The sequence below is a fragment of the Cupriavidus sp. HY129 genome, assembly GCF_059492215.1.
In genome coordinates, this window is the sequence record NZ_CP083254.1 from 3,225,863 (window position 1) to 3,246,619 (window position 20,757).

Below are 20,757 nucleotides of genomic sequence, written 5' to 3' on the forward strand. Positions count from 1 at the left end.
GCTGGTCCTGGCCGACCCTCAGAGCCGCCAACGTTGCCGCCAAATAGAAAAAGGCCGCGTCGCTTTGCGACGCGGCCTGCCAGTCTACTGCATCCGGGCCCCCTGCTGCACCCGGCCGGCGTTATTTGAGCGACACGTTATCGTTCAGGACACGCGGCGTCAGGAACACCAGCAGTTCGGTCCGGTTATTGACCTTGGCGTTGTTCTTGAAGAAGTTGCCAAGCACCGGGAGGTCGCCCAGCCAAGGTACCTTGTTCACGGTATTGGACTCTTCCTGGCTATAGATACCGCCGATTACGACCGTGCCGCCATTCTCCACCAGCACCTGCGTCTGCACGTGCTTGGTGTCGATGGCGAAGCCGTTGTCCGTCCGGATACCGACGCTGTCCTTGTTCACATCGACGTCCAGCAGCACATTGCCTTCCGGCGTGATCTGCGGCGTGACTTCAAGCTTCAGGTTGGCCTTGCGGAACTGCACCGAGGTCGCGCCGCTGGAGGTGGCCGACTGGTACGGCAGTTCGGTACCCTGCTCGATCAGTGCCTTGATGTTGTTGGCCGTCACGACGCGCGGGCTCGAGATGATCTTGCCCTTGCCGTCGGCTTCCAGTGCGGACAGTTCCAGATCCAGGAATCGGCCTGCAGCAGCGTTGAAGATACTGAATGCCGCCGTAGCCGGGTTCACGCTGTTGATGGCTGCGGCAGGCAGGCTCAGTGCCGGGGTACCGTCGTTCGTGGCATTCGGCAGCGAGTTGCCGTAGTTGGTGCTCAGCGAGCTGCCAGACTTCGGCAACGCAAAGCCGAGCTTCACACCGAGGTTCCGGCTAAAGGTATCGCTAGCCTCGACGATGCGTGCCTCGATGATCACCTGCCGCACCGGGATATCGATCTTCTGCAGGAAGATCTGCACTTCCTCCAGCTTGCTCGAGACATCGGACACAAACAGCTGGTTCGTGCGGGGATCCGCTGTCAGCGAACCGCGCTTGGACAGCATCCGCGTCGCGCCCATCATGCCTGCCGCGCCACCAACCGGCATCGGCATCGCACCTGCCGCCCCGGCAGTGCCTGTAACCATGCCCAGCAACATCTTGCGAACGTCATCGGCACGCTGGTAGTTGAGCTGGAACACCTGGCTGCGGATCGGTTCGAGTTCGTTGATCTGCTGCATCGCCTCGAGTTCGAGCTTCTCCTTGGTCGCCAGTTCCGCCTTGGGCGCCACCCACAGCACATTGCCGTTGCGGCGCGAGGCCAGGCCCTTCGAATCCATCACGATCTGCAGCGCCTGGTCCCACGGCACATCCTTCAGGCGCAACGTCAGGTTGCCCTGGACCGTGTCGCTCGTGATGATGTTCAGGTTCGTGAAGTCCGCGAACACCTGCAGCAGCGAGCGGATGTCGATGTTCTGGAAGTTCAGGGACAGCCGCTCGCCGCGGAAACCTTGGCCCGCGATCAGCTTGTTCGGGTCATCCTTGACCTGCCGCACCTCCACCACGAACTGGTTGTCCGTCTGGTACGAGCTGTACTCCCAGTTGCCACGCGGCTCGATCGTCAGTTTCGCGCTGCCATTGGCATCGCTCGCTCGCATACTCTGGATCGGCGTGCCGAAATCCGTCACATCGAAGCGGCGGCGCAGATCGGCCGGCACTGACGTGCCCATGAAGTCGACCACGAGGTTCTGGCCCTGCTGCGCGATGTTGATGCCCGAATCACGCGACGAGAGATCCACCACCACACGCCCGGCGCCATCGCCCCCGCGACGGAAATCGATGTTCCGAATCGACGGACGATTCGCTGCCATCGCCGATGTCGGCATCGTCGTCGCCGGCGCGAACGTCGGCACCGCGCCAGTTGCGGCCTGCTGGACGTTGTCCAGCATCACCACGAACTGGTTACCACGCACCTCGGTGCGGTATGTCGTCGACCGGCTCAGGTTCAGCACCACACGTGTGCGGTCCCCGATCTGCATCACGTTGGCGCTCTTGAGCACCTTGCCGCCGTACTCGTACTGGGCGCGCCCCGCCGCGAAGCCCGTGTCGAAGAAGTCGATCGCGATCTTCGCCGGATTCTGCGTGGTGAAGTCCGCCGGTTTCTGCGCCAATGGTCCCTGCAGATCGATCGTGAATACGGTCTGCTCGCCAAGCACGTTGGCTTCCATCTGCTTGACCTGGTTGTTCTGCGCCAGCGCCGCCGGAGAGGCGAGCACCAGCACCATCGTTGCCGCGCCCGCGAGCGCCTTGACCCATCGTGCCGTGATCATGCCGATGCCTCCAGCTTCAGGCTGGTCATTTTCTCTTTCCACTCTGAGACCCCTTCCCGGACCAATTCGCGCAGCACGATCTCCTGATCGGTGATGCGGACCACCCGGCCATAGTTCTGGCCGAGATACTGACCCACCTTTACGTGATGGATCTTGTTATCTACGCGTACGACACCGTAGGTCTCGCCGTTTTTCTTCAGCATCCCGAGCATCTTGAAGTTCTCCAGCGGATAGTCTTCAAGGGGCTCGTGCCGCCGTCCGGCCTCCGGCGACTCCGACATCGCCTTGTTCAACTCGCCGATCTTCGTCTGCGCGAAGGGCTCGGGAGATTTGGTGCCCGCATACTGGCGCGGCTCATAGGGCTTGACCTCGGGCAACGGCTCAGGCGGCGGCACCTTTGCCGCGCGCGTCTGCGCCATCCATTGCTGGAGGTGTTCATCCTCGCCTGCACCGCAACCGGCCAGGGCGACAACGGCCAATGCCGCAACCGCCACTGCGCGCAGGGCCATGGGGGGGCGTCGGGTCAGGCGGCTCACTTGGCACCTCCCTTGGCCTTCTTCGCGGCGTCCGCGGCTGCCTTGCGCTGCGCGGCCTGCTCGTCGGGATCCAATGCGCGGTAGGCCATGGCGACAGCTTCCATTGATAGCGTGCCGTCCTTGCTCACCGACATGTTCAGGTTCCCCATCGAAACAATCCGCGAGAGTGCCGCCACGTCGGCGTTAAAGAGCGCGACATCGTGGTAGCGGCCCGTCACTTTCAGGTTGACCGGAATTTCGGCGTAGTACGCCTTGATCGTGGCTGGCTGAGGCTTGAACAGTTCGAACTGCAGTCCGCGCGCCACGCCGGCGTGGTTCACATCGGCCAGCAGCGCATCCATCTCGGTGCTGTTCGGCAGTTGGTGCTCGGCAAGCGCTACGCGCTTTTCGACCTCGGCCTTCTGCGCGACCAGCGCGTCGAGGTTCGCAACCTGCGCCACCTTGGTCTGGAACTGCTGCTTCAGCGTTTCCTGCTCGGCGCGCTTGCGGTCCAGATCGTCGCTCTTGTCGCTCCAGTAGAACTGCCAGCCGAGCGCCAGCACGATGGCGGCGGCAAGCGCGGAGAAGGCCACGCGCGGCGCCGTCGGCCAGGTCTCCGGCTCGTTCAGGTTCAGGCCACGGAACTGCGCGGTCAGGTCCTGCAGGGAGATTTCGGTATTGAGCGCCATGATCAGACCTTTCGACCAGCGGGCATGCCCGCGGCGTCGGAGGCGCCCTTTTTCTTGTCGCCCGGGACTTCCGGCGCGCGATAGGAAAAGCGCATCGAGAATTCGAACAACCGGCGCTGTTCGCGCAGGTTGTTGGTCATGGTGATGGCCTTGGACTCCACCAGATCCGCCTGGTCGAGCCAGGTCACCTGGCTGATGTTGCGCAACAGCTCGGACACTCGTTCGTTGGACTGCGCCACGCCGGTCATCACGAACTTGTCACCGGTCTGCTTGAGGCTGGACAGGTAGACGCCTTCCGGCACCTGACGCACGAGCTCCTCGAGCAGTTGCACGGGCAGGTTTCGCTGCGCCTGAAGGCTCTCGATCGCGCGTTGGCGATCCAGCAGTGCCTCGATGTCCTTCTTCAGCGAGTTGACCCTGCTGATCGTCGCATCCATGCTGGCGTTTTCCGTCTTCAGCACCTGATTGCGTGCCGCGACGGCATCGATCTGCGAGTCGATATAGAAACCGCCGATCAGAACCACGAGCGCCCCCGCGCCCGCTGCTCCGCCCAGCATCGTGTAGACCTTCTTCCGCCGGGCCGCCTTGCGCGCCTCGTGATACGGCAGCAGGTTGACCGACGGAATGGAATTCGTCGTCGTGGACATGCTTGCCCCCCGGTGGGTTATTGCAAACCGCGCAGCGCCAGTCCCGCACTGACGATGTACGCAGGCAGGTCACGCTGGAGATAGCGCTCGTTGACCTTGCCTGCGGTCATCATGTTTGCGAAAGGATTGGCCAGCGTCGTCGTGATCTGTGTCTGTTGCTGGATAGCCGCCTGCACGCCGAGCAGGGACGCATGTCCGCCCGAAAGCAGGATCTCGTCCACACGGCCAAGGCTGGAACTGGCGATGAAGTTGCCGATGGCGCCCTGCACTTCCATGGCCAGCGCCTCGAGCGACGGCTTGAGCAGTTGCGCGCGCCACGACTCTGGCAGCGTGTTCTTGCGCTTCTTGATTTCGGCCTTGAGCGCATCGAGCGTGAACATGCGCGCGGCGCTCTGGGTGAGCTGATCGCCGTAGCTGTTCAGTGGCTGCTCGTACAGTTCCTTCCAGCCCTGGTAGAAGATCGCCTTGGAGCGGCTACCGCCAAGATGGACGACCGCCACAACCGGGAGGTCCTTGGCATCGGCTTCCGAGAGACCTTCTGGCACGCCGAGCATCTGCACGATCGAGCGCTGCACGGCGTACTCTTCGACGTCCATCACCTGAGGCTTCAGGCCAGCCATCTCGGCGGCCGTCACGCGCTCCTGAACGCGATCGCTATTGGCGGCCGTGACACGCACGCCGATGCCGCCTTCGGTTTCGCTGGGACCAATCACCGCAAAGTCGAAGTTGACCGCCTGCGAAGGCGGATAGAGGCGGTGCGCCTCGGATTCGACCTGGGAATAGAGTTCGTCTTCCGAGAGATTGTCCGGAAGACTGACCGTCTGGGACTCCGTCAGCATAGACGGCACGCCGAGCACGACTTCCTTCGTGCGGATGCCAGCCTTGCCGAGCGCGCGCTTCAGCGCGATACCCACGGCCTCGATGTTGACCACGTTGCCATCGGCAACGGCGTTGCGATCCAGCAATTCGCTGGCGCATTTTTCCAGCCTGAAGTCGTTTCTGCCTGCCCCGACGGACAGCTCCACGACCTTGACGCTAGACGACCCAATATCTACGCCGACCGTAGTCCGGCGTAGAAGACCCGACAAGATGCCCCGTCGCAAGGTGACCCCCTGACATTTGAACTCGCCCACGGCATGTCTGCTCTAACGGTGCGAGCCAGTTTCTTTGGATGAAACGTTTTGCTCTTTTATGGTCGACGATTCTTACAAAATCCAAGGGCGCTGGCAATGTGCCGGTTTAACCACGCTTTCTTTTTCAGATCGCCCCTGCCAAAGCGTTGCCAAAATCCGACGCTCAACAACAACTTCATTGCATAGCGTTGCCCCGCGCCAATTCTGCGATCCTTGCCCGTATTCCTGGCGACACACTCGACACCACCGCTCCCGTTTCCGGCCCGCCGCGCGCGTTCCATGGCAATCGCCTGCACGGCAGGACACGCAAGCTCTCAGGCCATTACATCTTGTAACAGCGCGATAGCGCCTTTCGCGCCACAGGAACGCCGGGCCGCCGGAGGGGCGGCGATATAATCCGGGCACTCTGATTAGGTAAACCCTTATGGCCACAGCACAACAGAAGCCGTCCCTTCCCGTCCGCCGCCCATTGTGGGCACGGATCATGATCTGGGTGATCGGACTGCTTGTCGCCGGCATGGCAGCGGTAGCGCTGCTGGTTGGCTATGCGTTGGTTGTGGCGGCGCCGAACCTGCCGTCGCTGGACACGATCACCGACTACCGCCCCAAGATCCCCCTTCGGATCTATACGGCCGACAACGTGCTGATCGGCGAGTTCGGTGAGGAACGCCGCAACTTCGTGCCGATCACCGAAATTCCCGATGTCATGAAGAAGGCCGTGCTCGCGATCGAGGACGACCGGTTCTACGAGCACGGCGGCGTGGACTTCGTCGGCGTGATGCGCGCCGGCCTGGCCAATCTGCGCGGCGGCCTGTCGCAAGGCGCCTCGACGATCACGATGCAGGTAGCGCGCAACTTCTTCCTTTCGAGCGAGAAGACCTACACGCGCAAGATCTATGAAATGCTGCTCGCGTACAAGATCGAGGCAAATCTGAGCAAGGATCAGATCCTCGAGCTCTACATGAACCAGATCTATCTGGGGCAGCGCGCCTACGGCTTCGCCAGCGCGGCGCGCGTGTACTTCGGCAAGTCGATCAAGGACGTGACGCCGGCCGAGGCCGCCATGCTGGCCGGCCTGCCCAAGGCGCCGTCGGCCTACAACCCGGTGGTCAACCCACGCCGCGCGAAGGTGCGCCAGGAGTACATCCTGCAACGCATGCGCGACCTGCACTACATCACGCCGGAACAGTACGACCAGGCAGTGCGCGAGCCGCTGAATGTGCGTAGCGAAGGCAACGAATTCTCGACCCACGCCGAGTACGTGGCGGAAATCGTGCGCCAACTGATGTACGCGCAGTACCGCGAGGAGACCTATACCCGCGGCCTGACGGTCTACACCACGCTAACCAAGCCCGACCAGGACGCCGCCTATGAGTCCGTGCGCAGCGGCATCATGAACTACGAGCGCAAGCACGGCTATCGCGGCCCCGAAGCGTTCATCGACCTGCCGTCCGATCCGGCCGAGCGTGAACAGGCCATCGACGATGCGCTGGTCGAGCATCCGGGCAGCGACGACCTGCGCTCCGCCGTGGTCACGAGCATCTCGCCGAAACAGGTCCGCGCGACTCTGCTATCGGGCGAGGTGGCAACGATCGAAGGCACGGCGCTGCGCTTCATCGCGCCGTCGTTGGCGGCCAGCGCGCAGCCCAAGGTGAAGATCCGCCCGGGCGCGATTATCCGCGTGACGCAGGACCCGAAGGACAACTCGTGGACGGTGACGCAATTGCCGGAAGTCGCCGCCGCGTTCATCTCGATCAACCCCGAGGACGGTGCGATACGCTCGATGGTGGGTGGTTTCGACTACAACCGGAACAAGTTCAACCATGTGACGCAAGCCTGGCGTCAGCCCGGGTCGAGCTTCAAGCCGTTCATCTACACGGCTGCGCTCGAAAAGGGCTTCTCGCCGGCCACGGTGATCAATGACGCACCGCTGACGATCGGACCGGATACGGGTGGCCAAGTCTGGGAACCCAAGAACTACGACGGCAAGTTCGAAGGGCCGATGACGATGCGCCGCGCCCTGGCCAAGTCGAAGAACCTGGTGTCGGTGCGTATCCTGCGCGCGATCGGCACGCAGTACGCCCAGGACTACATCACGCGTTTCGGCTTCGAGGCCGACAAGCATCCGGCCTACCTGCCGATGGCGCTTGGCGCGGGTAGCGTGACGCCGCTGCAGATGGCGGGCGCCTACTCGGTGTTCGCCAATGGCGGCTATCGCATTAACCCGTTCCTGATCCAGCGGGTCGAGGATTCGCGCGGCAAGATCGTCTCGGAGACTCATCCTCAGAAGGCTGGTGGCGATGCCGTGCGGGTGCTCGACGCGCGCACCGCGTTTATCGCCGACAGCATGCTGCGCGAGGTGGTGCGTAGCGGCACGGCAAACCCGGCCAAGCAGCGCCTGGGCCGTAACGACTTGGCCGGCAAGACCGGCACCACCAACGATGCGGTCGATGCGTGGTTCGCCGGCTACACACCAAAACTGGTGGCGATTGCCTGGATGGGCTACGACCAGCCCAAGAGCCTGGGCGTGCGCGAGACCGGTGGCGGACTGGCACTGCCGATCTGGGTCGGCTACATGAGCAAGGCGCTCAAGGGTGTGCCGGAAAGCCCGGAGCGCCAGCCGCCTGAAGGTGTGGTCATGGTCGCGGGAGACTGGACGCTCGAGGAAAACGCCGGCGGCGCAGGAGTGGCGTCGGTTGGCCTGGGCGACCCATGGCCTGGCAAGCCGGACGAAAGCTCGCGCCCGCCACAGGACACCGAGGCGGAAAAGAAGAAGATCCTGGAGATGTTCGGCGGAGCCTGACCGGCGCCGCCTCCAACGAAAAACCGGCCCTTGCGGCCGGTTTTTTGTTTCGGCGTGGCGTGCCGGAACGCTTACTTCAGTGTCAAGGTGACCCCTGCCTGCTGGCTCAGGTACCCGGACAGCGCGGCATACAGTTCACCACCGCCCCGCGTATCGACCCATTTGCTGCCATCGTTGCGGAAATGGAAGCCACCGGCCTTGGCTGCCACCCACAGTTCCTGCATGGGCGCCTGGCTGTTGACGATGATCTTGGAGCCGTCCTCGAACTCGAGTTCCATCACGTTGCCGGTCCGATTGATTTCCACGTCGGCGTCGGCCGCATCGGCGGCGGCTTCGATCGCCGCTTCCAGCTGGTCCAGTGCCTTGCTGGCCAGCGCCAGGAACTCGCTTTCACTGAGGGGGGGCATGCTACACTCCAAGGCCGCCGGCGCCCCGTTCGGATTGGGCACTCGGGCCGGCATCAATTGATGGAAAAGTCGGGAAACCTTGCGCTTCCCGCAGCCATCCGAGAACCCACCCAGACAATGAAGGATTTCCCGATGCTGCGTCGTGCTGCGATTGTATCGGCGTTTGCCGCCACGCTCGCGATGCCCCTGGCCGGATGTGGCATTCGCGGCCCGCTGTACATGCCGATCGTGCCACCCGCTCCGACGGCGCCAACCGTGGCCGATCCCGGACTGGGCAAGCCTGATGCGCCCGGAGCCGTCGAGCCCGCGCGCCCCATGTCCGAGCCGTCGACCGCCTCGCCCGTGCCCGTGGAACCGGCTCGTGGCAGTTCCGCCCCCTCAGCACGTTGAGTGCCGTTTGAATATGACCGATTTCTTTTCGCGCCGCGATGGCATTCTCGCCGTCGAGCAAGTCCCGCTGACCCGCATTGCCGACCAGTTCGGCTCGCCGACCTTCGTCTATTCGCGGGCCGCGCTGACGACCGCGTACAACGCCTACGCGGCTGCGTGCAAGGGCCACAACGCCCACGTGCAGTATGCGGTGAAGGCCAATTCGAACCTGGCCGTGCTGCAGGTATTTGCGCAACTCGGCGCGGGATTCGACATCGTCTCCGGTGGTGAGCTGCTGCGTGTGATCGCCGCTGGCGGCGACCCGCGCAAGGTGGTGTTCTCCGGTGTCGCGAAGAACATCGCGGACATGGAGCTGGCGCTGAGCCACGACGTGCGCGGCTTCAACGTCGAGTCGATTCCCGAACTGGACCGCCTGAACGCTGTTGCCGGCCGCCTCGGCAAGCGCGCGCGCGTGTCGCTGCGCATCAACCCGGATGTGGATGCCAAGACGCATCCGTACATCTCGACGGGCCTCAAGGCCAACAAGTTCGGCGTCGCCTTCGAGGACGTGCTGCCGACCTATCGTGCTGCCGCAGCGCTGCCGAATATCGAGGTCACGGGCATCGACTGCCATATCGGCTCGCAGATCACCGAGGTGGCGCCTTATCTGGAGGCGCTCGACAAGGTGCTCGACGTGGTTGAAGCACTCGAGGCCGAAGGCATCAAGCTGGAACATATCGATGTGGGCGGTGGCCTTGGCATCACCTACAACGATGAAACCCCGCCGGACATCACCAAGTTCGCCACCACGCTGATCGACCGCGTGGCCGCGCGCGGCCACGGACACCGCGAGGTCCTGTTCGAACCGGGCCGTTCGCTGGTCGGCAACGCCGGCGTGTTGTTGACCCGTGTGGAATTCCTGAAGCCCGGCGCGGCCAAGAACTTCTGCATCGTCGACGCGGCAATGAACGATCTGGCGCGTCCCGCGATGTATGAGGCATTCCACCGCATCGAGCCGGTCGCCCCTCGCAACGACGCGGGGGTGATGTACGACGTAGTGGGTCCGGTCTGCGAGTCCGGCGACTGGCTCGGCCGCGACCGCACGCTGGCCGTTCAGGCCGGCGACCTGCTGGCGGTGATGTCGGCTGGCGCCTATGGTTTCGTGATGAGCTCGAACTACAACACGCGCGGCCGCGCTGCCGAGGTGATGGTCGATGGCGATACCGTGCATCTGGTGCGCGAGCGCGAGTTGCCCGCGGACCTGTTCCGCAACGAGCGACTGCTGAAGGCCTGACCTGAGGCTTGAGGCCTGAGGCCTGACAGGGCCTCGGCCAAAACAAAAAGGGCGACGTTCTACGTCGCCCTTTTTTATGGCATTGCCCGCCGCCTCTGCAGCCACCACCACACGCGTAGCGCCAGCAGCACGAACACCACTACGGCATAGATCGACACCTCCTGGAAATCGTTCTTGCCCGCTTTGTGCCACCAGTAGTGCAGGATCGCCAGTACGGCAATCGCATAGATCGCACGGTGCAGCAATTGCCAGCGTCTACCGCCAAGCCAGCGCACCATCGCATTGGCCGATGTGGCGGCCAACGGGGCCATCAGCACGAATGCCGCAAAACCCACCGTGATAAATGGCCGCTTGCCGATGTCCTTGATCATGTAGGCCACGTCGAAGCCGCGATCCACCGCGAGCCACAGCATGAAGTGCAGCACGCCGTAGAAAAACGTGAACAGGCCAAACATGCGGCGCAACCGGATCAGCCAGTGCCAGCCGGTAATCCGGCGCAGCGGCGTTACCGCGAGCGTGACGCACAGCATGACTAGCGTCCAGGTGCCCGTCGATCGTGTGACGAACTCGAGTGGATTCGCGCCGAACTGCGACGTGGCACCGAGGTACATCAATCGCGCGAACGGCAGGAGCGCCAGAAGCCAGGCACAGACCTTCACCGCGCGCACGCGTGACGGCGCTAGCAACGCCAACCCACCGTGGCGCGGCGAAGCCTGCGCGGCCGACGCCGGCAGATCGCGCTCGGCCATCAGAAATTCTTCCTCAGGTCCATGCCCTGATAGAGCGACGCCACCTGCGCTCCGTAGCCATTGAACATCAAGGTCTTGCGCTTCGGCGCGAACAGGGCCGAGAAACCGCCTCCCCCCTTGTCTTCCCCGATACGCCGTTCCGTGGCCTGGCTCCAGCGCGGATGGTCCACGTCAGGGTTCACGTTCGAGTAGAAGCCGTACTCGTTCGCCGCGGCGATGTTCCAGCTCGTCGGTGGCTGCTTGTCGACAAAGCGGATCTTCACGATCGACTTGGCACTCTTGAAGCCATACTTCCAGGGCACCACCATGCGCACCGGTGCGCCGTTCTGGTTCGGTAACACCTCACCGTAGAGTCCAAATGTGAGCAGCGCCAACGGATGCATGGCCTCGTCCATGCGTAAGCCTTCGCTGTAGGGCCATTCCAGCACCCCGCTGCTGATACCGGGCATCTGCTTCTTGTCGGCCAGCGTGATGAACTGGACGAACTTCGCGCCCGGCTGCGGCTCGACACGCCGGATCAACTCCGCAAGCGGATAGCCGATCCACGGGATCACCATCGACCAACCTTCGACACAGCGGAGCCGATAGACCCGCTCCTCAAGCGGCGCAAGCTTGAGGAGTTCGTCGAGGTCGTACACCTTGGGCTGCTTGACCAGCCCCTCCACCGCGACTTGCCAAGGACGCGGCCGCAGCGTAGCGGCGTATCGCGCCGGGTCGGACTTATCGGTGCCGAACTCGTAGAAGTTGTTGTAGGTCGTGACGTCCTCATACGAGGTGCGTTTTTCCGTCACCGCGTAGGCATTGTTCAGCGTGGCCGCCAACTTGGGGAGCCTGCCTGGCGAGCCCTGCTGCGCGAACGCCTCCCGCGCAAACCAAGGTGTTGCCAGGCTCCCGGCCGTACCCGCTGCCGCCATGGCCAGCAGGCGTCGTCGCGCCGTGAATACGTGCTGCGGGGTGATCTCGGAGGCAGCGATGTCATCGCCGCGCAGCCATTTCGGAGAGGGAATCAGCATGGTTCGAACGAAGCCTGATGGAGCCTGGGGAGTTTGACAGGGAAGACTGCTGAAAGGTGCGGCGGGCGGTGCGATTATCCCCGTTGGTATTGCTGATAGACGGCGGTCGCCAACGCCAGCAGTCGCTCACGATCGATCGGCCCCGCCAGTGCGAAACCGAGACTGTGATCGACCCAGTAAAACGCCATGGCAGCGGGCCCGGTGGATTGAGCACCTTGGGCAGGCGCCAGCCGTTCGAGCCGGAATGCGGTATCCGGTGTCCCTTGCGCCATCCGCCGCAATTGCAGCGACAGGCGTGTCCCGGCGTCATTCTCATACATCAGGATAGCCATCGGACCGCCCTCGGCCACACCGAGCCGCCCGCCGATCAGGCGAAAGCCCTGTGCGCGGAGATCAGGGACCTGCAACGGCGCACCGAGCCGCTTGGACAGCCAAGCGACCATGTGCGCCTCATCGCTGGCGGGAACCTCGACCACATGGCGAACCTCGGGTGCATAAACCACATGGCTGGCCAATGCGTCGCGTGCAAATCGTTCGAGTGGAGGCACGCCGCCGAGGTCGGCGTCAAATCGACCACGCGCCATCCAGCCGCTCGTGCCACCGATGATGAATGTCGCGACGCTGGCGGCCAGCGCTAGCGCCACGGGCCAGAGCGGGCGGTGAGCCTTTGCGCGCCCGCTGCCGGCGCGCAATCCGCGTGGAAGCGCGTCCAGCGGTACCGCCTCCTTGAGGACGGCGTTCAATGATGCGTGCAGCCCCGCCGTTTGGCGACGCCAGGCCTCGACCTTGCGCGCGGCTTCCGGATCGGCTGCCAGGAAGGCTTCGACTTCGGCCCGGCGCGGGCCGCTTAACTGGCCGTCCGCGTATGCATGGAGGTCGGCTTCGCCGACTGGAGTCGGGGTCACCATCATTTCACCCGCTGCAACGAGGTTGTTGCCGCAGCACTATCGGCGCCGCCATCCAGCAGGCGACGCATATGTTCGCGCGCGCGCGCCAGGCGCGACATCACGGTGCCGATCGGCACGTCGAGCACCCTGGCGGCCTCGGCGTACGAGAACTGCTCCAGGCTGACGAGCAGCAGCACCGCGCGCTGTGGCTCCGGTAACTGGCCGAGTGCCTGTAACAGATCGCGACGCAGGCCCGGGTCGGCGGTATGGGCAACCACCTCCGGCAGCGTATCCATTGCGGTCACGACATCACTCTTGCGCAGATGATTCAGGCGCAGCCGATGCATCAGTGTCAGCAACCATGGCAGCAGCCCATCCGCGCCATCGCCCCATAACGCGCCGGGGCGAAGGCGAAATCTCCAGCGATAGCGCAGGGCACGCTCGAGCGTGTCCTGCACGAGATCGTCGGCCAGCATGGCATCGCCGGTCAGACCGCGGGCATGGCGCCGCAAACGCGGCGCCAGTACCACCAACTGACGTTCAAACGGTTCCATGCCGGGATTGCCTAGCGACGATCAGGGCTTCACGGCAGCGCGACGTGCCAGACGGCGTTGAAGTTGTCGCCTGACTTGTCGCCCGCCTTGGCGTCCTTGGCAAAGCGATAAAGCGGCTTGCCCTTGTACGCCCACTGCCGGGTACCGTCATCGCGCGTGATGATCGAGTAGTCACCCGATGCGCTCTTGCCTGGCTCAGCCAGCAGCGGCGGCCAGTTGGTCGAGCACATGCCGTTGCAGACGCTCTTGCCGCCGTTCGCCGGGTCACGATCGAACGTGTACAGCGTCAGGCCCTGCGGATCGGTCAGCGCGCCGTTGGTGACTTTCACGGTAGGCGGCATGTCGCCACCACCCATCCCCAGGCTGGAACAACCGGCCAGCAGGACAGTGGCAGCACCCAGCGCGAGTGCGATCGGGCGGAGCTTCGATACAGCAGTGTGACGAGAAGCCATCATGAGGGTCTCCTTCTTCAGGGCGGTGCCGACAACCGGCGCCGTTCTCTTTCAGTAAACACCCGATGTGATGTGTTTATTCCTCCCACCTCAAAAAAATGTGGCGTTCAGCGGCGGAAAGTGGCTTCTTAGATGGTGATAAATGCCTAATGACGCATATTTAGAAAACCGAAGCGCATTCTCTGCGAAACATGATGCGACGGTTCGAGCCTGTCCGATGTTCAGGGTCCGCTCAGGAAACAAAAAAGCCTGCCGGAATCGGCAGGCTTCGTCATCGGGACAGGTTGATCTGGCGGATCAGAGTTCGCCGTAGCTGTGCAGCCCCGACAGGAACATGTTCACACCGAGAAAGGCGAAGGTCGTCACCAACAGGCCAACCAGCGCCCACCATGCAGCAACCGTACCGCGCAGCCCCTTCATCAGGCGCATGTGCAGCCAAGCTGCATAGTTGAGCCAGACGATCAGCGCCCAGGTTTCTTTCGGATCCCAGCTCCAGTAGCCACCCCAAGCCTCGGCAGCCCACAGTGCGCCGAGGATCGTTGCGATCGTGAAGAAGGCGAAACCGACCGCGATCGCCTTGTACATGACGTCGTCGAGCAACTCGAGCGAAGGCAGACGCTCGGCCAGAATGCCACGTTGCTTGAGCAGGTAGGCCACCGACACCATTGCCGCCAGCGCGAACGTGCCGTATCCGATGAAGTTCGCCGGCACGTGGATCTTCATCCACCAGCTCTGCAGGGCGGGCACCAACGGCTGGATCTCCTGTGCATTGCGGCTGACCGTGTACCACAGCAAGAAACCGACTGCCGCTGACACCACGAGCATCACGAACGGTCCAAGCGCGCGGGTTGCATAGCGGCGCTCGTAGTACAGATAAAACAGGGACGTGATCAGCGAGAAGAGAACGAAAACCTCATAGAGGTTCGAGATTGGAATATGGCCGATGTCCGCGCCGATCAGGTACGACTCGTACCACCGCACCATCAGACCCGTGAAGCCCAGCACGACGGCCGCCCAGCAGAGCTTGCTGCCAATGCTGTAGCCGGTTTCCGACCGCGAAATCAGTCCAACCCAGTAGAACAGGGTCGAGAGGAACACCAGCGCACTCATCCAGAGGATGGCCGACTGGCTCGACAGGAAGTACTTCAGGAAGAAAGCCTGCTCGGCGCGCGCGAGGTCACCCTGATAGAGCTGGATCGCGAACAGCGAAAACGCCGCGATGCCGATCATCAGCAGACGGACGGGCTTCCAGTGCCAGCCCAGCAGCGCGAACGTTGGCACGGCGGCAATCAGCACGCCCTTGTCGTAGACGTTCATCCACTGGCCGTAGCGCGAGAGCGCAAACCCGGCGCCGACCACGAGCAGCAGCGCGAAGACCCAGTCGGTCCAGCCCAGGCGGCTCAGGAATGAAGGTTCGAGATAGGCGGTGTCCTGGCCGGATGCGTCACGGGACACATCATCGGTTGCCGCGGCACGCCGCGGCGTCAGGCCAGGATTGACGTGATTCACATTCGAGGACATGGCATTCCTGCTCTTTGGCGCTAAGCGCCTGTTTTATCTGCTGCGCCCCCGCCCGCGTGTCTCCGCACAGGCTGACGCCGGTTCATGCTCTTGTACTTTGTACTATAGCGATGACGCGTGCTTATCATCTGACGCTGATGGCCCCGATTGCGGTGCGCCTTGCGTCATCGCGGCATCATGACCACCCGCCGCTTCCGTCACCTCGGCGCCAACGGCGCGGCCGATATCGGCGCGCAACGCCACGAATTCCTTCTCGAAATCCATCGTGCGACGTTGTGTGGACATCGCCATCAGGACGTGACTACCGCTGGAGTGTCCGGCAGCATCGACGCCCTTGTCCTTGATCCAGATCCAGACGCGCCGTTCGCGAATGTAGAACATTGCGAACACGCCCAGGACAAGCAGCAAGCACCCAAGATACACGATGTTCTTGCCCGGCGCACGAGTCATCTGGAACACGCTGGCCTGGACCTGCTGGAAGTCTTCTAGCTGCAGAAACACCGGCGCGGCGTAGAAGAAACTGTCCGAAAGCGCATTGATTGCCTGCTGGAGGAATACGCCGCTTTTCGTGTCATTGGGGATGGCCGGCAGCTTGTCCTGCTCGCGCGCCAGTTGCCAGAGCTCCCACATCGAGCCGTTGAGAATCTTCAGGAGCACGTCCGCGGCCTTTTGCTGATCAGCCTGCGGGACCGATTTTTCCAGGAAGGCAGCGATCGCCGTGAAACCGCCCGGAGGCGCATCGGGCGACGTGCGAGTGGCCCCGGCAAACAGGTCCAACGCACGCATGGCGCTTTCAGCCAGTTGCTTGCGCAGGTCCGCCTTGTCGGCGCCCGGCATCGATATCTCGGCGAAACGGCGGGCAGCTTCGCCGCGCATCCCCTTGTCCTGCAGCGCCGCACGCAGGCGCATCCAGTCCGCCACACTACTCTGGTCATCGGCCGGAATTCTCAGGTAGCGGAATGGCTCATTCGGCGATTCGCGCATACCGGCCAGGAACACGGTCTGCCCATCCAGTTGCACCGGCAGCATGTAGTTGTTGAACTCGCGCGCCTGACCATTGGCGTCGCGCAGCTTGTACTGCACCGACGGACCGACATTGCGCAGGTCCTTTTCCTTGTTCGGATTGGCGGCGGCGCCGAGGTGCTGCTCCAGCGTGCCCAGCGAGGACTTGCGCGCCACGCCACGCGCGTCGGCCTTGCCCGACGCATCGGTGACCGTCTCGACGTTCATCAGCCGGAAATCGCTGAACTCGACGGTCAATCCATCCTTGTCGGCACCGGTGCCGGTACCCGCGAGGGGCGCGTTGCCACCGATCGTGCCAGCAAACGGGAACGTCGCATGGGTGCTGCCCGTCATGGGATACCCGACGAACTTCAGGCGCGAGCCGCCGTCTTCGAAGCTCGACTGATAGATGGCCACGCCGTCGATAACCAACGGCTCGTTGACCTTGATCGTCGCCTCCGTCTTCTTGCCGGTGGCCCGGTCGGTCACCACCACGTCGGAGGCGAACAGCTTGGGCATCCCGGTGGAATAGAAGTCCACGGTGAACTTCTTGAGCATGATCGTGAACGGCAGGTCCTGCACCAGCGCGCCGTCGGCGATGTTGAGGATCGCAGTCGACACGGTCGCGCCTTCGGGCACGAACGCATTGCCACGGAAGCCCGGGTTGCTCGGCGAGAGCCTGTGCTTGGCCGGAATCTCGCTGATGATGGCATTGCCGTCGATCGGGCTCTTGCCGCCAAACCACATTTGCGCCCGGATCAGCATGTCGCCATCAAGCAAACCGCCCAGGCAGATCACGACAATGGCCGTGTGCGCGAGGATGTAGCCGAGCTTGTTCGCCGAACCGGCCTTGGCAGCCAGCAACGTGGCGCCCTCGTGCTCGACGGGCTTGATGCGATAACCCCGGTTGCGCAGCAGCGCATACACCCGGCCGGCGGCATCGGTGCGGACGCGCGACGCATCGTACTCACCCCGATGATGGAACGCGCGCAGGCTGCGCTCGCGCACGTGATCCTTCCACGAGCGCATGTCGACGATCATCTTCGGCCCATTGCGCGCGATACAGAGCGAAGTCGAGACAACGAGAAAGCCCAGGATCAGCAGGAACCACCAGGAGCTGTACACCTTCTGCAGGGACAGCGCGTGGAACAGGTCCGCCCAGAACGGCCCGAACTGATTGACGTAATTCGGGTACGGTTCGTTCTGCTTGAGCACCGTGCCGATGATGCTGGCGATGGCAATCACCGTCAGCAGCGTGATGGCGAAGCGCATCGAGGACAGCAACTCGACGGCGTCGCGCAGCACGCGGTGATGAGTCTTCAGGTGCAGGCCTGAAGTGGAAGGGGTCGACATGTGCGGTAATACCCGATATCCGGTTTGGTGCTTGATGTGACGCCGGTTGGGCGCCGGAAAACAAAAGAGGGTGGACGTGCTTTGGCAAGCAGGCCACCCTCTTCGATTGCTGCTGGCACGGCTGGTTCACCCCCCCAAGGGGATACCCTGCCATGCCGGCCAGATACGACTTAACGGACGCCGGCGACGTAGTCCGCGACCGCCTTGATCTCGGTATCCGACATCTGGGCGGCGATCGTGCTCATGACCGAATTGTTGGTACGGGTGCCCTGGCGGAACGCCACCAGTTGCGCTTCGGTGTACTCGGAATACTGGCCGCCGATTCGCGGATATTGCGCCGGGATGCCGGCACCGGTCGGACCGTGGCAGCCAGCGCAGGCCGGCACGCCCTTGGCCGCGATACCACCGCGGTAGATCTTCTGGCCAATCTCGATCGTGTCCTTGTTCTTCGCTGTGGCAGGCTTGACCTGCTGCTTGGCGAGATAGGCACCGATGTCCTTCATTTCCTGGTCGTTCAGCGCCGACGCATACGGCGTCATGATGGCGTTGTTACGGCTCTTGGCCTTGAAGTCTGCCAGTTGCTTGTGCACGTACTCCGCTTGCTGGCCGGCCAGCTTAGGATTGGTGGCCGCGGCACTGTTGCCGGCTGCGCCGTGGCAGGAAAGACATGCTGGCACATTGCGATCGGGTGCGCCTTGCGAATATAGCGTCTCGCCCTTGGCGGGATCTGCCTTCGCGGCGGCCTGCTCTGCGGCAGATGCCAGCCCACTCATGGCGGCCATCGGAACAGCCAGCGCCATGACACCCAGAAGTTTCGCAATGCGGTTCATTCGTATACCTTGTCAGATTTGTTATGAACACCGTAATGCATGCCGATCTTCCCTGGCCAGGCGGTGAGGAAGCGCCTTTTTCGAGCAAGGGGTGAGAACGGTATACGCAACACCCGCCAACCTGCCCCGGACATTGCTTCCCGGGCGATTTAAGGCATCGCCGATGACATCGCGCAAGGATGCCACACGTCACCTGCTCAGGAGACCGTAAACCGGGTTATTGTACAATAAATCGCTTTCCGGATTGACTTAGATCAGTCTCTATGGCGACGTCCCTTCAAGGGGTCGTATACCACCCCGCCGACTCGTCACCTGCCTCAACACTCCAGCGCATGTCCCTCCTACATCAGGCCCGCTTCTTTACGACCGTCAACCACCTCCGCGACCTGCCTGCCACGGCCGTTCCCGAGGTGGCGTTCGCCGGCCGCTCCAACGCCGGCAAGTCCACGGCCATCAACATCCTGTGCAACCAGAAGCGGCTGGCGTTCTCGTCACGCACGCCCGGGCGCACGCAACATATCAACTTCTTCACCGTGGCGCCGGTCAAGGCCCCCGATCCTGTCGGCTTCCTGGTCGACCTGCCCGGCTACGGCTATGCGGAAGTATCTGGCAGCGCCAAGTTTCACTGGCAAGGCCTGCTTTCCGACTACGTGCAGGCCCGGACGCAGTTGTCCGGCCTGATCCTGATGATGGATGCGCGCCGCCCATTCACGGACCTCGATTGCCAGATGGTCGAGTGGTTTCTGCCGACCGGCAAGCCGATCCACGTGTTGTTGACCAAGGCGGACAAGCTGACCACCAGCGATAATGCCAAGGCGCTGCGCGAAACGCGCAAGGTGCTCGCCGATTACGCGGCGCAGATGGAAAACCCGCCGGCGCTCACCGCCCAGTTGTTCTCCAGCCTGAAGCGTCGTGGCATCGAAGAAGCACAGCGGGTAGTGGCGGGTTGGCTGGCGTTGCCTGAAGCGCAGCCTGCCGTTGCGAAGACGGATACGCCCGACACGCCGCAGGGCTGAGGCCACGCATCGACTTCGAACCGGCAAAAAAAAGCCCCGTTGCGAACAACGGGGACGAACTTTCCCGCCGGTTCAGGGCGGGTACCCGCTCAGGGAGGAGTAGCGGGGGACATCCGCGCTGCGCGGAGCAACACAGGGTGTCCGCGAGTATGATAGCGGGCACGCACAAAAGTTCTTTTTTCTTTCGGCGTACTTCTGCTGTTGTCTGCCGCGGGCCTTTCGCGGTGACGTGCGCCGCGCATTCGTCCACGACTTTCCCAAGATTCAGCCATGTCCACGTTCCCCGAGTTCCGTCCCCGCCGCATGCGTCGCGACGACTTCTCGCGCCGCATGATGCGCGAGAATCGCCTGTCGCCTGACAACCTGATCTATCCGGTCTTTATCCTGGAAGGCCAGAACCAGCGACAGACCGTGGCGTCGATGCCCGGCGTGGAACGTGTGTCCGTGGACCTGCTGATGCCAGTCGCGGAAGACTGCGTGAAGCTCGGCATTCCGGTCATCGCGCTGTTCCCGGTGATCGATCCGTCGCTGAAAACGCCTGACGGCATCGAGGCCACGAACCCCGAAGGCCTGGTGCCTCGCGCCGTGCGCGCACTGAAGGATCGCTTTCCCGAGCTTGGCGTGCTGACCGACGTCGCGCTCGATCCGTACACGAGCCATGGCCAGGATGGCGTGCTCGACGAGAACGGCTACGTGATCAACGACATCACCGTCGAGATCCTCGTCAAGCAGGCGCTTGTCCAGGCGGAAGCAGGTGTCGACATCGTCGCGCCGTCCGACATGATGGACGGCCGTATCGGCGCCGTGCGCAACGCACTGGAAGAAGCTGGCCACATCCACACGCGCATCATGGCCTACTCGGCCAAGTACGCGTCAGCGTTCTACGGCCCGTTCCGCGATGCGGTGGGCTCGGCCAGCAATCTGGGCAAGGGCAACAAGATGACTTACCAGATGGACCCGGCCAATACCGATGAGGCTCTGCGTGAAGTCGCACAGGACATCATGGAAGGCGCCGACATGGTCATGGTGAAGCCGGGTATGCCGTACCTCGACATCGTGCGCCGCGTGAAGGACGAGTTTCGCTTCCCGACGTACGTGTATCAGGTCAGCGGCGAGTACGCGATGCTCAAGGCCGCCGCGCAGAATGGCTGGCTCGACCACGACAAGGTCATGATGGAATCGCTGCTGGCATTCCGCCGTGCTGGCGCGGATGGCATCCTGACCTACTTCGCGCGCGACGCCGCGCGCCTGCTGCAGGCCTGAGCGGCG

At 63.1% G+C, this 20,757-nt stretch carries 19 protein-coding genes; 5 read left to right on the plus strand and 14 right to left on the minus strand.

What is annotated here, in order from left to right; genetic code table 11:
* Positions 1-121: 121 nt before the first annotated feature.
* Genes K6G35_RS14775 through pilM form a run of 5 tightly spaced genes read right to left on the minus strand, consistent with a single transcriptional unit; the run spans position 122 to position 5,193 of the window.
* Positions 122-2,254 carry a type IV pilus secretin PilQ gene (locus K6G35_RS14775; protein WP_008643013.1) on the minus strand — a complete coding sequence of 711 codons (2,133 nt, stop codon included), beginning with the start codon at positions 2,252-2,254 and terminating at the stop codon, positions 122-124.
* On the minus strand, positions 2,251-2,763 hold the full coding sequence (locus K6G35_RS14780) for a pilus assembly protein PilP (RefSeq protein WP_008643012.1): 513 nt from the start codon (positions 2,761-2,763) through the stop codon (positions 2,251-2,253). Before K6G35_RS14780 ends, K6G35_RS14775 begins: the two co-directional genes overlap by 4 nt.
* A gap of 23 nt (positions 2,764-2,786) precedes the next feature.
* A complete protein-coding gene (locus K6G35_RS14785; protein WP_008643011.1) occupies positions 2,787-3,458 on the minus strand; it encodes a type IV pilus inner membrane component PilO in 672 nt (223 codons plus the stop codon).
* A 2-nt stretch (positions 3,459-3,460) separates the two neighbouring features.
* Entirely contained in the window at positions 3,461-4,105 is a 645-nt protein-coding gene (locus tag K6G35_RS14790; protein WP_008643010.1) for a PilN domain-containing protein, read from the minus strand.
* A 17-nt stretch (positions 4,106-4,122) separates the two neighbouring features.
* Positions 4,123-5,193, minus strand: a complete 1,071-nt coding sequence (pilM, locus tag K6G35_RS14795) for a type IV pilus assembly protein PilM (RefSeq protein WP_029308627.1) — start codon at positions 5,191-5,193, stop codon at positions 4,123-4,125.
* A gap of 469 nt (positions 5,194-5,662) precedes the next feature.
* On the opposite strand from pilM, the gene K6G35_RS14800 reads away from it, so the two are divergent.
* Positions 5,663-8,041 carry a penicillin-binding protein 1A gene (locus K6G35_RS14800; protein ID WP_186426471.1) on the plus strand — a complete coding sequence of 793 codons (2,379 nt, stop codon included), beginning with the start codon at positions 5,663-5,665 and terminating at the stop codon, positions 8,039-8,041.
* Between the two features lie 71 nt (positions 8,042-8,112).
* Here the strand turns inward: K6G35_RS14800 and cyaY are convergent, their stop codons facing one another.
* Complete coding sequence (cyaY, locus tag K6G35_RS14805) at positions 8,113-8,448, minus strand: iron donor protein CyaY (protein ID WP_008643007.1); 336 nt, start codon at positions 8,446-8,448, stop codon at positions 8,113-8,115.
* Between the two features lie 132 nt (positions 8,449-8,580).
* Between cyaY and lptM the strand changes: the two genes are divergently transcribed.
* Together lptM and lysA are read left to right on the plus strand one after the other, a co-directional pair.
* The gene (gene lptM / locus K6G35_RS14810; RefSeq protein WP_035881141.1) at positions 8,581-8,838 is read left to right on the plus strand and encodes an LPS translocon maturation chaperone LptM; all 258 of its coding nucleotides are present in this window, start codon (positions 8,581-8,583) and stop codon (positions 8,836-8,838) included.
* 13 nt (positions 8,839-8,851) lie between these two features.
* Entirely contained in the window at positions 8,852-10,111 is a 1,260-nt protein-coding gene (gene lysA / locus K6G35_RS14815) for a diaminopimelate decarboxylase (protein ID WP_008643005.1), read from the plus strand.
* A gap of 74 nt (positions 10,112-10,185) precedes the next feature.
* On the opposite strand, the gene msrQ is transcribed toward lysA, so the two are convergent.
* The 8 genes from msrQ to K6G35_RS14855 all read right to left on the minus strand — a co-directional run bounded on the left by msrQ (position 10,186) and on the right by K6G35_RS14855 (position 18,472).
* On the minus strand, positions 10,186-10,860 hold the full coding sequence (gene msrQ / locus K6G35_RS14820; RefSeq protein ID WP_008643003.1) for a protein-methionine-sulfoxide reductase heme-binding subunit MsrQ: 675 nt from the start codon (positions 10,858-10,860) through the stop codon (positions 10,186-10,188).
* Positions 10,860-11,873 carry a protein-methionine-sulfoxide reductase catalytic subunit MsrP gene (gene msrP / locus K6G35_RS14825; protein WP_495675885.1) on the minus strand — a complete coding sequence of 338 codons (1,014 nt, stop codon included), beginning with the start codon at positions 11,871-11,873 and terminating at the stop codon, positions 10,860-10,862. The genes msrQ and msrP overlap by 1 nt, the downstream gene beginning before the upstream one ends.
* Positions 11,874-11,947: 74 nt before the next feature.
* Positions 11,948-12,781 (minus strand): anti-sigma factor family protein, encoded by an 834-nt coding sequence (locus tag K6G35_RS14830; protein ID WP_035881139.1) that lies wholly within the window; start codon positions 12,779-12,781, stop codon positions 11,948-11,950.
* Positions 12,781-13,314 carry an RNA polymerase sigma factor gene (locus tag K6G35_RS14835; RefSeq protein ID WP_008642998.1) on the minus strand — a complete coding sequence of 178 codons (534 nt, stop codon included), beginning with the start codon at positions 13,312-13,314 and terminating at the stop codon, positions 12,781-12,783. The genes K6G35_RS14830 and K6G35_RS14835 overlap by 1 nt, the downstream gene beginning before the upstream one ends.
* Positions 13,315-13,343: 29 nt before the next feature.
* Positions 13,344-13,769, minus strand: coding sequence for a COG4315 family predicted lipoprotein (locus K6G35_RS14840; RefSeq protein ID WP_008642997.1), 426 nt, complete (start codon positions 13,767-13,769; stop codon positions 13,344-13,346).
* 294 nt (positions 13,770-14,063) lie between these two features.
* The gene (ccsB, locus tag K6G35_RS14845; protein ID WP_035881097.1) at positions 14,064-15,287 is read right to left on the minus strand and encodes a c-type cytochrome biogenesis protein CcsB; all 1,224 of its coding nucleotides are present in this window, start codon (positions 15,285-15,287) and stop codon (positions 14,064-14,066) included.
* Between the two features lie 102 nt (positions 15,288-15,389).
* Positions 15,390-17,642, minus strand: a complete 2,253-nt coding sequence (locus tag K6G35_RS14850) for a cytochrome c biogenesis protein ResB (protein ID WP_495675886.1) — start codon at positions 17,640-17,642, stop codon at positions 15,390-15,392.
* A 170-nt stretch (positions 17,643-17,812) separates the two neighbouring features.
* Entirely contained in the window at positions 17,813-18,472 is a 660-nt protein-coding gene (locus K6G35_RS14855; protein WP_008642993.1) for a c-type cytochrome, read from the minus strand.
* Positions 18,473-18,804: 332 nt separating this feature from the next.
* Between K6G35_RS14855 and yihA the strand changes: the two genes are divergently transcribed.
* Positions 18,805-19,488 carry a ribosome biogenesis GTP-binding protein YihA/YsxC gene (gene yihA / locus K6G35_RS14860; protein WP_008642992.1) on the plus strand — a complete coding sequence of 228 codons (684 nt, stop codon included), beginning with the start codon at positions 18,805-18,807 and terminating at the stop codon, positions 19,486-19,488.
* Positions 19,489-19,758: 270 nt separating this feature from the next.
* The gene (hemB, locus tag K6G35_RS14865; RefSeq protein ID WP_008642991.1) at positions 19,759-20,751 is read left to right on the plus strand and encodes a porphobilinogen synthase; all 993 of its coding nucleotides are present in this window, start codon (positions 19,759-19,761) and stop codon (positions 20,749-20,751) included.
* The last annotated feature ends 6 nt before the right edge of the window (positions 20,752-20,757 follow it).

What these genes read in the sequence shown, in the direction of transcription:
- K6G35_RS14775 (WP_008643013.1), bottom strand. Translation starts at nt 2,254, where the DNA reads ATGATCACGGCACGATGGGTCAAGGCGCTCGCGGGCGCGGCAACGATG.
- K6G35_RS14780 (WP_008643012.1), bottom strand. Translation starts at nt 2,763, where the DNA reads ATGGCCCTGCGCGCAGTGGCGGTTGCGGCATTGGCCGTTGTCGCCCTG.
- K6G35_RS14785 (WP_008643011.1), bottom strand. Translation starts at nt 3,458, where the DNA reads ATGGCGCTCAATACCGAAATCTCCCTGCAGGACCTGACCGCGCAGTTC.
- K6G35_RS14790 (WP_008643010.1), bottom strand. Translation starts at nt 4,105, where the DNA reads ATGTCCACGACGACGAATTCCATTCCGTCGGTCAACCTGCTGCCGTAT.
- K6G35_RS14800 (WP_186426471.1), top strand. Translation starts at nt 5,663, where the DNA reads ATGGCCACAGCACAACAGAAGCCGTCCCTTCCCGTCCGCCGCCCATTG.
- cyaY (WP_008643007.1), bottom strand. Translation starts at nt 8,448, where the DNA reads ATGCCCCCCCTCAGTGAAAGCGAGTTCCTGGCGCTGGCCAGCAAGGCA.
- lptM (WP_035881141.1), top strand. Translation starts at nt 8,581, where the DNA reads ATGCTGCGTCGTGCTGCGATTGTATCGGCGTTTGCCGCCACGCTCGCG.
- lysA (WP_008643005.1), top strand. Translation starts at nt 8,852, where the DNA reads ATGACCGATTTCTTTTCGCGCCGCGATGGCATTCTCGCCGTCGAGCAA.
- msrQ (WP_008643003.1), bottom strand. Translation starts at nt 10,860, where the DNA reads ATGGCCGAGCGCGATCTGCCGGCGTCGGCCGCGCAGGCTTCGCCGCGC.
- msrP (WP_495675885.1), bottom strand. Translation starts at nt 11,873, where the DNA reads ATGCTGATTCCCTCTCCGAAATGGCTGCGCGGCGATGACATCGCTGCC.
- K6G35_RS14830 (WP_035881139.1), bottom strand. Translation starts at nt 12,781, where the DNA reads ATGGTGACCCCGACTCCAGTCGGCGAAGCCGACCTCCATGCATACGCG.
- K6G35_RS14835 (WP_008642998.1), bottom strand. Translation starts at nt 13,314, where the DNA reads ATGGAACCGTTTGAACGTCAGTTGGTGGTACTGGCGCCGCGTTTGCGG.
- K6G35_RS14840 (WP_008642997.1), bottom strand. Translation starts at nt 13,769, where the DNA reads ATGATGGCTTCTCGTCACACTGCTGTATCGAAGCTCCGCCCGATCGCA.
- ccsB (WP_035881097.1), bottom strand. Translation starts at nt 15,287, where the DNA reads ATGTCCTCGAATGTGAATCACGTCAATCCTGGCCTGACGCCGCGGCGT.
- K6G35_RS14850 (WP_495675886.1), bottom strand. Translation starts at nt 17,642, where the DNA reads ATGTCGACCCCTTCCACTTCAGGCCTGCACCTGAAGACTCATCACCGC.
- K6G35_RS14855 (WP_008642993.1), bottom strand. Translation starts at nt 18,472, where the DNA reads ATGAACCGCATTGCGAAACTTCTGGGTGTCATGGCGCTGGCTGTTCCG.
- yihA (WP_008642992.1), top strand. Translation starts at nt 18,805, where the DNA reads ATGTCCCTCCTACATCAGGCCCGCTTCTTTACGACCGTCAACCACCTC.
- hemB (WP_008642991.1), top strand. Translation starts at nt 19,759, where the DNA reads ATGTCCACGTTCCCCGAGTTCCGTCCCCGCCGCATGCGTCGCGACGAC.